A 12770-nucleotide genomic window follows, 5' to 3' on the forward strand; every position below is an offset into this window, starting at 1 on the left:
CGGTTGGCTAGTGCAAACGGTCGCCATCAGTTGGCTTATGGCAACGATTTCAGCGTCCGACCTCATGGTGGCACTCGTCCAGGCCGCATCCACATTGCCGGTGTTCTTCCTCTCAGTTTTCGCCGGAGCCATTGCCGACAACTTCAGCCGCCGGTGGGTGATGTTTGCGGGACACTGCCTGATAGCATCGGCGTCGACGACGCTGATGATTTCTGTGGGTCTGGGATTTGTCAGTCCTTGGCTGATTCTCGGGTTAGGTTTCCTGGCCGGCTGCGGCTTTGCCTTGAATGATCCGGCTTGGCACGCTTCGGTCGGCGATATCCTTCACAAACGCGACATTCCGGCCGCAGTGACGCTTATGTCCGTCGGATACAACATTGTGCGCAGCGTTGGTCCAGCCTTGGGGGGCGTGATCCTGGCCGTCTTTGGGCCGCTGGCCGCTTTCGCCTTGGCTGCGGTGAGTGATCTGGCGCCCATAAGCGCGATATGGCGCACCAAATGGGAGGTCCGCTCTTCGCCTCTCCCTCGTGAGAGAATGACGACGGCAATTCATGACGGAGTGCGCTTTACGGCGATGTCTTTGGAGATCAGGGCAGCGACCGCCCGAGCCGCTCTTTTCGGGTTGGCAAGCATCTCCATTCTGGCGTTGCTCCCCCTCGTCGTCCGGGATCAGTTGAAGAGTGGGCCAATTGTCTACGGTATCTTATTGGCCGGCTTCGGCATGGGTGCTTTCATCGCGGGTATGGGCAACGGCTTCTTGAGGAAGGTCACGTCTCAAAACAGGCTGGTGGCCTTCGCCTCTGTGGCTTGTGCAGTCTGTTGCCTCTCCCTTGCCCTTACATCGTCGCTTCCTGTGGCGGCCATTTCGCTGGCGCTCGGCGGAGCGGGTTGGCTTATCACCTGGACGGGCATTGACGTGTCGGTGCAGTTGGCAAGCCCAAGGTGGGTTGTAGGCCGCACGCTCTCCATTTACTACGCCTTGAGCGCAGGCGGTATGGCTGCTGGCAGCTGGATCTGGGGTTCTGTCGCGCAAAACTATTCCTTGACCTCAGCATTGGAGGGCGCCGCAGGCGCTCTGTTGCTGGTTGCAGCAGCGGGGATCGTGTTGCCGGTCCGTCCCTGGGAAGAAACCGATCAAGAAAGTTCAGTTTTTCATCCGCCGGACGTGGCTCTCGATCTGAAACCCAGAAGTGGCCCTATCGTGGCCAAGGTCGAGTATTTGATATCGGAGGAAAATATCGAGGCCTTTCTGGGCTCCATGCGCACGCGGCGACACGTCCAGAGCCGTGCCGGTGCACGAAACTGGACGCTCCAGCGAAATCTGCAAACACCGTCACTTTGGACGGAGACATTCCGCACCCCCACCTGGATGGACTTTCTCCGCCTAAATCATCGACTCACCGCAGCAGATAAGGAAGTCGCCCAGCATCTCCTGTCACTGCATGAAGGAGAGGTGCCTCCGCAGACAGTGCTTTCGATTGAACGGACGACCGAGGCAATTCGTACCCGTACCTCGACAATCTTTTCTCGTCCTCCAAGATGACGCCATCAAGCTGCTGTCCAGGGACAGGGTGGATCACCGGTGCTTTGCAGAGCACAGCCTCACACCGAGAGCAGCGTGCTCCGGGTTGTGCGCTTTCGCGCGCACCCAGGCGAGATGATGGTGAACGCGGCGTCAAGTGGAAGTCCCCTGCATACGCTTGCGGAGTCTTCTGCGAGAGCCCATGCCGACGAGCGCCAAACAAGGTCTGATGCCTTTCGGCGTCGTGGCCTCAACTCATCGATTCGCGAGAAAAGCATCGAATGCAGCAGCAACGGCGCGAACAACAAAGCGGTGCTCCGGCCGCACGCGGATGAAGCCGTTTTCGACGTCCAGGATCCCCTCCTCAGCCAGCGTCACCAAACTCTCAACTGAATCGAGAAAACGAGCTGGTTCGATTTCGTGGGCGGCACAGATGGTCGGCACGTCGGCCTCCAAATCGCACATCAGTCGCTCGATGATCGCTGCGCGCACCCGGTCATCGTCGGTCAGACGGTGACCCTTTGATGTCGCCAGACGTCCACTTGCGATGTGCCGGGCGTAAGAATCCCGTGTTACTTCGTTCTGAACATACCCCTCGCGGACTCGGCCAATAGCCGACGCGCCGAAGCCGATCACGTTTTGCAAGTATCGGCCGAGTATCCCAGCGAATTACGCCGTAGGCGCCCGGTCTTCTGGCGCTAGCGCAAGTTCGTCGTCCGGCGGAGCGAAATGATCGAGCCCGATCTCCCGGTAGCCAGCGCCAACCAGTGTCTCGGCGACAGTTGCAGCCTGTTCGGCGCGAAGATCGCCGTCCGGTAGACCTGCCTGCTCGATTAGGCGCTGATTCTTTATCACGGAAGGAATATGCGCGTATCCGAACACCGCAAGCCGGTTGGGGCGCATGGCGACCGCAGCCATCGCGGTCTGGATGCAGGACTGCACAGTCTGTTTCGGTAGACCGAAGATGAGGTCGAAGTTGATATGGCCAACGCCATGCCGGCGGAGATTTTGGACTGCAGCGGCCGTCTGCACCTTACTCTGGATCCGATTGATCGCCTTTGCACATCGGGATCAAAGCTCTGCATCCGATGCTCGCGCGGTTGACACCGTTAGCTGCCAGGGCTTCGGCCATTTCCGGTGTGAACGTTCGGGGATCGATCTCCACGGCGATCGCAGCAGTTTTGCTGAAAGCGAAGTGGCGGCGTAGAAATTCCATCAGCGCCAAGTGCTCGGCTGGCCCGATAAGGTGAGGCGTTCCGCCGCCGAAATGCACATCGCTCACCGGCAGCCCTTGCCGCACTTGCTCCGACACCAAACTGATCTCCTGACGCAGCACCGCTAAATAATTAAGGATCGGGCCGTTGCGACGGATGACCGCGGTAGGGAAGCCGCAATACCAGCACATGGATCGGCAAAACGGAATGTGGAAATAGAGCGACACCGATTCGTCGGCCGGGAGGCCCCCCAGCCATTCCTCATAATCGTCAGCACCAACTGCCGCAGAGAAGTCTGGCACAGTCGGATAGATGGTATACCAAGGCGGCCGGGGGTCCCGGTACTTTGTCAGGATTGAGGTGTGCAAGGAGCTGTCATCCCACGTCGCTCATCCATCATTCTTTCGTTGCGCGCTCGTCCTGGTCTCTGACCTAAGTCAGTGCGTCCCGCTTATGTCGCAGTCTCGTTTGGACAGGATGGGGTCAACCACGCCGGGGAGCGCGCGTGCCATGGTTGCGCCTGAGGTGATGGTGCGGTGCCGCATTCAACGTCTGAGTACGTGACGCCAGTGCAGTGTGCTTGAGGCGTCTGCGGAAGAACTTTGCAATGCGAAATTCATGTCCGACGCAACGGACCTGTCAAGCCTCGTTCAGACGCCATCCAGGTCCAGCCAGCGGCCTTCCCTGCCGGCCGAAAAACCATACCGGCTTTAGCCACCGAGACGCTCTAAAGCTGACGTCGGCTCATTTGATGAAAGGAGGACGCCGCTAGGGGGTGCACAAGGTTCCCCGGCTTGACGTCGCTTCGAGCGAAGAGCGGTGTGGCTTGTCGTCAAGCGCCGGGCAGCGTGCCCCCTACCGATATCCCGAAAAGATCGACCAAGATGGCCATGCCGACGCCACACGCGGTCTGGATGAGGCCGACCATGAAAATGCGATTGGCGCGTTCGTAGATGGGGCGCCGCAAGGAACTCATGTCGAGCAGCATGGACAGCGCTCTCATCTGCAGTGCGATGCCGAGCAGGATCGGCACTACGGCGAACAGATCGTAGAGTTGCCATGGCAAGGGGTTCGCGGCCCAATGAGTGAGGAAGCCGAGGGAAAAGGCAAGCAGGATACCCACGGCAGTGATTGTGCCGTTGCGGAAAATGGTCTCGATCGGTTCTTCCTTCGGATCGTGCTCGTCCAAGCGGCTTCCTTTCGTTGCTCTTTCCGTCGAGACTAAGTTCTCGAGAATACTGTTCATCGCCAATTACTCGAGGCGAGCCGTAGGCAGCCGTTTCAGGGTGCGCTCCCTCTCGCTTCCGGCCGCGCAATGTACCTGCACGGCGAACTTACAGCGGCGAAAAGGTGCTGCGGCCACCATGCGACGCCTCGGACGTGCACGCCCTCTGTTCCTGGCGCAGCCCTTGCGGAGCGTACGCGCAGTGATCCTTCTCGGTAGCGGATGGCGCGGCCTCCGTTGCGGTCAGACGGGAAGCCGTCGCTGTTAAACGAGACTGTCACATATCGAACATGGCGAACCGTGTCGCACATTTCTTTTCGCAGTGACCCTCAAAAAAAGTGATTCCAGCGAGACGAAGGCGCGTCGGCCCGATTTTGGTGTCGGCCGCATCTACGCTTCAGGTTGGCATGTCGCTTGCTGCTCTATTCGGAGAGCTGCAGCGGTCCGACCGGAGTGTTTCACATGTAAACGATAATGAATCTCCTAGCAGAAAACACTATTATAAGTACATGTGGCTTTTACGCTGGCTCACCTCTCGTGTCAAGCGCTTTGGCGTCCACATATTGGAGACAACACGCACAAAATTTAGAGGAAAAGCTTGCTCTTTCGCCTCTATCCTTTTTATTCCTTCATGGAGATCTAGACATGTACATCAAGAGTCCTCTTCTCGGCTTAACTGCTCTGATGACCATTTCCGTCGGTCGAGCAGCTGGCGCCGAGCGGGAACCGGCCGAGTACATCAAGATCTGCGACGTCCTCGGCTCGGGATATTCCTATATTCCCAACACCGAGACCTGCCTGCGCATCGGCGGCTATGTCCGTTACGATATCGGCCTGGGTGACGTCCGATCGTATGACAGCGCAAGAACCTCGGACGTGAGAACTGGCGAGGACCAAGGCACTTGGCGAAACAGCACACGCTTCACGTTCAAAACTTGGACCGGCCAGCAGACCGAGCTCGGCGCGTTGACGACCTATACCGAAACCCAGGTGAATTTTGGCAACAGCGCTAACTCGCATGACAGTCCTCAGAACTATGATTTCAACAGCGGCCTCGCACTGGCTTCTGCCTGGGTCGAGCTGGGAGGCCTGCGAGTTGGCAAGGAGGGGTCGGCCTTCGATACGTTTGCAAGCTACGCTGGCAACGTTCTCGATAGTATGCTCGTTCCGTCGGCCGGCTTCGACACCAACGTGGCTCAGTACCACTTCGACGCCGGCAACGGCATTTCGACTGTGATTTCGCTCGAACAAGGATCGGGCTCAGCCGGTACTATCGACAGCTATATTCCGCACGTTGTCGCCGGCTTGAAATACACGCAAGGCTGGGGCTCGATCACCGGCGTCGCGGCTTATGACAGCAATTACGAAGCTTTTGCCGGCAAGATCCGCGTCGACGTCGCTGTCACAAACCAGCTGTCGCTGTTTGGACTCTTCGGCTACGGTTCCAATGCCAGTCTCAACGAGGACTCAAACGGCGCAATTGCCAATCATGGGCGCGGCTCGTACAAAATCTGGAACGGCCAGTGGGCTTTCTGGGCGGGCGCCACCTACGAGTTTGACGAGAAAACTTCGTTCAACCTTCAGGTCTCGGGTGATCAGCTCAAGGATGCTGGTGTGGCTGCAAACGTCGCCTACATGGTCGTTCCCGGCTTCACGGTCACAGCCGAGGTCGATTACGACCACTACGGCAACTCTGGCCTCGGCCCTGCCGAGCCTACCGCCGTCAAGGGCACGAGCAAGCCGAACAGCGTCGGCGGCATTCTCCGCTTACAAGGCTCATTTTGAAATCTCTCCAGTCGCGAGCATGGCAAAGGCACTTGCCTCGACAACGCACGCATGGAGAGCTTCGTTCGCCATCTTGAAGTCTGCATCGACCGTCCACGGCCCATCGTACCAACTAGAAACTGAAAGTTATGAGCCCTGTGTACTACACCTAGCCCTTGACCTGCCCGATGAACCGGCCAGGGGCCGTCAGTTCAAATTCGGGGCCGTTTAGAGGGCAGTGTGAGGCCGTGTTAGGTAAGCGCCACTGCAATGTCGAGGCCGCGACACGCCTGTCGCTTTGGACGGCTGGAATTGCCCTTCGCGGCGCCATTCATTCTCTCAACATTTACGTGATAATGCACGCTGAGTCCGAGCCGCGTGGCAGCACCCATCCTAGGTCACTATCGGGGGGCCTTAAACCTGAACAGCTCCATCGTCGCGGCTGCTGCGGAAGCAGGAGCTATCACTGGGACCCGTACTGGTGCTTGTCAGCCGCTGAGCCGCTACTTCGTCTTAGGAAGAGCATTGTCCTTGCCAAAAGCCGGCCAGTATTTCGAGATTGCCAGTGTGGCGCCGGCTGAAGAGAAATGACCATAGTCGAAATATAAAAACTCTCCTCTATCGAAATAGGCGCAGCGTCCTGCGCTGCACAGGAATTTCAGCGGATCGATGAATGTGGCGCCTTTGGTAAATGAGCGCACACGTTCGTTGACGTCGGGGTCCATCGCGATCGGCCAGGACGTATCGTCCAGATTTTGGCGCTTGGCGAAGAACGCAATTTTCCGGACGTCAGTTGGGAACTGCGGAGACTGGCCGATGACAAACACGCGCACGCCCAGGGCACGAAGCGTAGCGATTGTTTGCTGAAGACCGTCGAAACCTCTGACCTCATAGTCACTCCATCTACCGCTGAGGATAACCGTCTTGATGTCCGCTTCCAAGATGACGTCCAAGGCCTTGCGATTGAACCGGACACAATCAAGACGATCGTACGGGTAGTAATAGAGTATCGGCGCGCAGCTGGCGTACGTATATTCAACGATGTTCGCCTGCAATCGATTTATGTTAGCACCCAAGCCGGAAACATAGTGCGCGGCGAAGGAGTCGCCCCACAAAAAAACCGTTGTTGGAAAACCGCTGGTGCGCGTGCAATCCTCCATATTCCAGCTTTCGATCCGGCTGGTGCCCTCGTTGAAACAGATGCCATTCCTCCAGTCCCCGACGGAAATGCGCCGCTGGACATAGTCCGGAAACCGTTGCGGAAAGCCGTTGCCGAGCGCCCCCGCCGCTCCGCCGGCACAAAGGACAACGATCGCGAGCGCTGAAAAGGCGAAGATAGGCCCCGGGGAGGTGAAGGCCCTCTTCTGTCGAAACGGCTGCTCTACAAACTTCCAGGAGAATGCAGCCAATGCGAGGCTTGCCACCAACATCGCACCGGTCATCAACGGATCGAGTTTTTGGAACGAAAGATAGTGCGCGAACGCATTGAGAGGCCAGTGAACAAGATACAACGAATACGAGATGAGCCCAATCCAGACCAGCGGCCTGACTTCGAGCATGCGGGTGGCGACCGTCGAGGGGGTATTTTGGCCAACATAGATCAGAAGGGCCGTTCCGATGCATGGATACAAGGCGTTGTAGCCTGGGAACGGATCACTCGCCGAAATCGCGAAGAACCCGATGGCGAGAAGGCCAAATCCGGCCACCCCCACCGACTCCATCAGGAATCGGTTGCCCAGCGGCGAGGGGCATTTGAGCATGAGCAGGGCGCCCAACATGAGTTCCCAGATTCGGGTCGGCAGCAGATAGAATCCGGCGGTGGGTGCCAGCGATGTCGCCATCACCGCCACTACGAAGCTGCAGAGAATTATCGGAAGAAGTGTCGTCAGCCAGCGCTTCCCGATGTAGCGATAGATTAGGAACATCAGGATTGGTGCGAAGATGTAGTACTGCTCCGCTACGGAAAGCGGCCAAGTGTGCAACAGTGGTAGAAGCGCGGCATCGATAGAGAAGTAACTTGACGTTTTCCAGAAGAAAACGTTCGACCAGAAGGTCGAGGTAGCTATGATGCTAAGACTGAATCCGCGCAGATCCGGTGGCAGAAGAATGAACAATGCCGCAATGCAGGTGAGAAGCATCACAAAGACGAGCGCCGGCAGAATGCGCCGGGCACGGCGCCAGTAGAAGTTGACGATGGAAAATTGGCCGCGTTCAAGGTCATCCAGGAGGCTTCCGCTGGTTAGGTAGCCGGAGATGACGAAGAAGATATCGACCCCGCTAAAGCCACCCGGGATCGCCGAAATTCCGAAATGAAAGAGTACGACCGGAAGTACAGCAACGGCCCTAAGGCCCTCGATATAGCGCCTATATTGCATCCAGCGGTTCCTTTTATTTTAGATCAGGACGCGATTGGAAGCTTTCAATCTCCGGTAGGAGTGCTGCCGAGATAAGGGCGGTATCAGCCACCTTTATCCGTCCCGAATGTTCTGTAAGTTGCAACTGGTACAGAAGCACGATCGCCATCGCCGGCCTTGACGGCCTGATTGTCGAGCAGATCGCGCGGATCGTTGACCATCACGGCCAGGTTATGTCCTGTCGAACAACCAAGCGGCTGTTTGAAGGATTCTTCATTGGGTAAGGCACCATATGAGGGACAGACCGGCGGACGGGCGTGATAGACAATCGCCTCAATTCGCACTGAGCCGGCGTCGTGTTGATCGCGCAATTGAATGTTGTCTTCTTCGATTGCCAACTGCCTGGCCTGATGGGCTACCCCTGCGCTGAGCTGGGGCGAACCGCTGATGAGGAGGTGGATGGCATCGAACCGGCCGCGACTGGCCTTGTCTAGGAAAACACGCAAACGCTGCCGTTCGGAAGCGCGCAGGCTTTGCAACGTCAGGACGGTGGTCTCCTCTCGGACAAGCATTGGTGCCGATGGTTCGACATCAACTGGCGTAGTGCTTGTGCAGCCACTTACGCTTGGTGCCAGAGCGACAAAGAGGATTATAAAACGCAACATCTTTGGATGACACTATTCGATGATGAAGCCGAGACCGCCCTGGGCGCTTGGCGCGCCCGCACGGATAGCAGCGCGGTCTCGCGGGGGACTTGTCACGGAATTCGTCGGAGCGCCCCCTCCGTTCAAAGCCGGTGCCGCCCGCTCGGTCGGTGCGCTCATCTGGTTTGGGTTGGAGCCTGGTCTTACAATGTAAGGCGTAACTAGAATGACCAGTTCTGACTCCTCTTTTTGAAACGAGGTCGAGCGAAAAAGCGGTCCCAGGATCGCCAGTTCTCCGAGCCAGGGAAAGGCCCTGACATCATTGTTGACGTTCCGCCTGATTAGACCGCCGATTGCGAAGCTCTGGCCGCTGGCGAGTTCGACGACCGTATCGGCTCGGCGCGTGGAAACTGCCGGCACGGAAATTCCGTTGATTTGCACGGCACCTTGCGTCGACAGTTCACTGACTTCGGGCGTTACGTGAATGTTGATTTGATTGTTGCTGAGAACTGTCGGCACAAATTCCAGACTGACGCCGAAGTGACGGAATTCAACCGATACCTGCCTGTTTTCCTGCAGGACAGGAATGGGAAATTCGCCGCCCGCGAGAAAGCTGGCCTTTTCACCCGACATAGCGGTGAGGTTCGGCTCAGCCAGGACGGAAGCTATATGCTCCTTGGCGAGCGCGTCGAGAACCGCGCTGACGTTGACGGCACCGTTGTCGAATCCGATTTCTGCTGTACCGCCACCCTGGGTTGAACCAGACCCAGCGCTTGCAGCGCTTCCGCTTAGAACGCCCACTTTGAAATTGCCGATTTGACCGAAGGCGGACAAGTTGACGCCGAGTGACTTCATGGCGCTGCGTGAGACTTCGGCTACGCGCACGCTGAGGTTAACTTGCAGGGATCCAGCGACCTTGATGTTGTTGACGACTTGCGCTCCGTCGCCCAGATATTGCTCAGTGACTCTTTTTGCGGTGTCGGCGACCTCTGCGTCGGGCGCCGTCCCGCTAAGGATTGCGCCGCGCGGCGTATAGTTGACGCGGATGGGATAGTCGCCGACCTGCTCCCGCAACATGGCGCGTAAATCCCCGATCGGTTGCGTGACAACGATACGCAATTCGGCGAGAGGCTCGCCATTGCCATCCAAGGCGAATAGGCTGGTCCGCCCCGATTTCTTGCCAAAGACGAAGATTGTTTTGCTCGATGGCGCCTGAAAATCCGCGATCGTGGGGTCAGCAACAAAGATGGTCGTGGCTGGCCCGGGCAGATGAACGGTCTCCCCGAGCGAAGAGGAAAGGGTCAGCGTGGCGTTGATGCTATTCGAAGCCGCATGCGGCGGGCCTTTGTCCTGCTTGTTTTGCGCCGCGACACCAAGTGGGAAAGTCACAATAAGCGCGCAGAGGAGATGGCCCAGGTAACGGGGCACTGCAGGTCTTGTAACCTTGTTGGCGATCGCCCGCCAATTGAGCGCAGCGCAAGGATGTTGAAGGATCAGCAAAATAGATCTTCTTTCGATTCGACAAACTATGCGGACGAGGCGTCAGTCAATTCTAGGATGTAACCAATGCCTCGGATGGTCTTGATCCGTGGCGTTGCACCTGATCTGGTCAGATGTCCCCGTAAACGATAAATTCCGACTTCAAGCGCGTTGGCAGACACGTCGTCGTTGAATGAATAGAGGTGATCTTCCAATTGCGCACGGGGCACGATGCGGCCTGCCCGGTTAAGCAGGTGCTCTAGAACACAGAGTTCGCGACGTGCGATCATCATTGGGTGCCCATCAACGAAAACCTGGCGGGCGACCGGATCAAAGTCGAGATTGCCAAATACGAGCCTCAGGTCGGTCATCTGTGTCGCCCGGCGCAGAATGGCTCTCATTCTGGCAATAAGCTCATCGGTAGAGATGGGTTTGAGCAGAAAGTCGTCCGCACCACCGTTGAAGATCGCAATTCGCTTATCGAGATCGTTAAGGCTGCTCATAATGACGGCAGGAACTGAATGCCCGTGGGTCCTCAACTGCCTCAGCCAACCCAAGCCATCGCCATCTGGCAGAGCCAATTCCAGCAGGAGAATTTCATAGCTGGCGCAAGAAAATGCACTCGAAGCCAGTTCCAGAGTACCAACGACATCAACGACGAAGCCGCCATCCCCGAGCGCAAGTCGCATGGCGCGCGCAAGATCCGCATGATGATCCACGAGCAGCGTTCGCATTTCATCTCCTCTCGAAGAGGGACGGCCCATCGAACGCGTCACCGGCGGCCATCTGATCGGAGCACACGGCGCGCAACTCGTCGCAGCTCTCGGAACTGGTCCGAGTCGGAGGGACATGCAAGTCGCTCGGTGGCAATAGGCGCGGGTGAGGACCAACTGACGGGCTCAAATACGCCGGTCGGCGAACCCACGAGGCCAGCAACCCGCGTGCGATTTCTCGTTGCATCATCTCTCCTACGTGCAGCCCCTGCGCTCGCAAGGCAGCGTCGCGGCTCAGAGCCCGATTCCCACAGAGGGTAGGGTTAGCTTTCGAGAAACTGATTGAACAAATCGATTATTTGGATCGAATGCATCCACGGTATGGATGCAGCGCACCATCTTCAACGACTGCGGCGTCCTGATGCACTGTTGTGTCTGTCGTGCTCTGCTTTTTTCGCTGTCCTTCAAGGCTGGCGAGCCTGGTGGAACCTGCGCGTCATTGGCTTGGTAGCTTGAATGCTCAACAACGGAGCGCCCTGCGCAAAGCCGCTCTCATTTCCAAAAAGCCTTGCAATCTGGTTGGAGCACTTCGCGCTCGACACCAAAATAGGCGAGGAAAACTGACGTCTGACAGGGATGTACATGCAACAGCCGATTTGCGGCACCAGCAAACGACCGCGTTCAGGCTGAAGATCGACGACCAACGGCTCCTCGATTTCCGCACCGACCGCTTTTACAAGCTCTTCCTGTGCGGGCGGATGCCGGCAAACAGCAGCACAGGGTCAGCGAAACCGGGAGCGGGCCTGCTTGATCGCCATGATCACATTGCCGCTGTCGCGCGTGCGGAGCGGAATGCAATCGGTCCAGCCGGCGGCAATCCGGTCAGCACTATCGTCTGCACGAAGCTCCCTGACGAAGACGTGCCCGAATGCGCTCAACAAAGCCGGGCGGCGGATCTTTCCAATCGCCGAAGGTGCGGGCTGGCACCGAGCGGCGAACTGCGAACTCATTCCTGCCCGGCGGCGCTGGCCGCCGCGAGCGTCGATGCGGACCCAGCCGCTCCGAATCCTCCCACAACACGATGAGCGCGTCGCGGACATCGCTGCCGTAACAGCGGCTGCGGCTCTTGCCCGCAGACGGCCTCTGCTCACGACGGTTCATAAGACGGATCGCGCGCTTGCGAATAATAGCCGGTTACCGCCTCGAACTCATCCAGAATGCGCCGCTTGTCAACGCCGCAATAAAGCTCCACGATCGCCGCTTCACCGTGTCGCCATGCTGAGCCGCGCCATCCTTCCCCCGAACCGGAATGGCACGACCTGTCCATCCCCTTTGGAACAGGACACTATTGGTAACATTTTGCTTGAGGCAATGCGGCTCGTTGCCTTCCTTTTCGCTGACCGGAAGGGTACCGGAAGTCGTCTATCGCATCTTACCCGCTGAAAGCGGCAACACCTCGACCTCAATCGCAGATCATAGGAAATAGACGATCGCGTCGGGGCCTCAGCATCGGTTCACCGGGTTTCCGTCATCGACTGAAGCGAATTGCCCCATCGACCGTCACCGGGTGGGCCGCGATACGTCGCCGTATATGATTAGCGAGCGCACGTAGCGGAGCCATAGCTCTCCACCCAGCCATGTTCCCCTAGTTGGAAAATGTCCGGCGGACCAGAGGTGCTGTCGTCAGCTTTTCCTGAATAGCGGCCAAGGCAATCCCTACCAGTCCATCACCACCTTGCCGGAACTGCCGCTCTTCATCGCATCGAAACCGATCTGAAAATCGTCGATGCCGATGCGGTGGGTGATCAGGCCGGAGACATCCAGCGGGCCCTGCACCAGCGCGATCATCTTGTAC

7 protein-coding genes and 3 pseudogenes are annotated in these 12770 nt (G+C 57.8%); 2 read left to right on the forward strand and 8 right to left on the reverse strand.

Going from position 1 to position 12770, the window contains the following annotated elements:
* Window positions 1-1543: MFS transporter (locus EN984_RS06305; protein WP_245480035.1), on the forward strand; the 1543-nt coding region annotated here is incomplete at its 5' end.
* Window positions 1544-1777: 234 nt separating this feature from the next.
* On the opposite strand, the pseudogene hemN reads toward EN984_RS06305, so the two are convergent.
* Together hemN and EN984_RS06315 are read right to left on the reverse strand one after the other, a co-directional pair.
* Window positions 1778-3104, reverse strand: a pseudogene (gene hemN / locus EN984_RS06310) (oxygen-independent coproporphyrinogen III oxidase).
* Between the two features lie 464 nt (window positions 3105-3568).
* Window positions 3569-3925, reverse strand: coding sequence for a hypothetical protein (locus EN984_RS06315; protein WP_024505577.1), 357 nt, complete (start codon window positions 3923-3925; stop codon window positions 3569-3571).
* Window positions 3926-4606: 681 nt separating this feature from the next.
* On the opposite strand from EN984_RS06315, the gene EN984_RS06320 reads away from it, so the two are divergent.
* Complete coding sequence (locus EN984_RS06320) at window positions 4607-5746, forward strand: porin (protein ID WP_127213822.1); 1140 nt, start codon at window positions 4607-4609, stop codon at window positions 5744-5746.
* A 482-nt stretch (window positions 5747-6228) separates the two neighbouring features.
* On the opposite strand, the gene EN984_RS06325 is transcribed toward EN984_RS06320, so the two are convergent.
* The 6 genes and pseudogenes from EN984_RS06325 to tdh form a co-directional block, all read right to left on the reverse strand.
* Window positions 6229-8100, reverse strand: a complete 1872-nt coding sequence (locus EN984_RS06325; protein ID WP_127213821.1) for an acyltransferase family protein — start codon at window positions 8098-8100, stop codon at window positions 6229-6231.
* An 83-nt stretch (window positions 8101-8183) separates the two neighbouring features.
* A complete protein-coding gene (locus EN984_RS06330) occupies window positions 8184-8744 on the reverse strand; it encodes a CpaD family pilus assembly lipoprotein (RefSeq protein ID WP_063169261.1) in 561 nt (186 codons plus the stop codon).
* Window positions 8745-8756: 12 nt separating this feature from the next.
* On the reverse strand, window positions 8757-10178 hold the full coding sequence (locus tag EN984_RS06335; RefSeq protein WP_063170365.1) for a type II and III secretion system protein family protein: 1422 nt from the start codon (window positions 10176-10178) through the stop codon (window positions 8757-8759).
* A gap of 71 nt (window positions 10179-10249) precedes the next feature.
* Window positions 10250-10936, reverse strand: a complete 687-nt coding sequence (locus EN984_RS06340) for a response regulator transcription factor (RefSeq protein ID WP_063169262.1) — start codon at window positions 10934-10936, stop codon at window positions 10250-10252.
* Window positions 10937-11748: 812 nt separating this feature from the next.
* A pseudogene (locus EN984_RS38625) lies at window positions 11749-11917 on the reverse strand (transposase); the annotation flags it as partial.
* Window positions 11918-12631: 714 nt separating this feature from the next.
* A pseudogene (gene tdh / locus EN984_RS06350) lies at window positions 12632-12770 on the reverse strand (L-threonine 3-dehydrogenase); the annotation flags it as partial.

The sequence above is a fragment of the Mesorhizobium sp. M7A.F.Ca.CA.004.12.1.1 genome (assembly GCF_003997835.1).
Classification (GTDB): Bacteria; Pseudomonadota; Alphaproteobacteria; order Rhizobiales; family Rhizobiaceae; genus Mesorhizobium.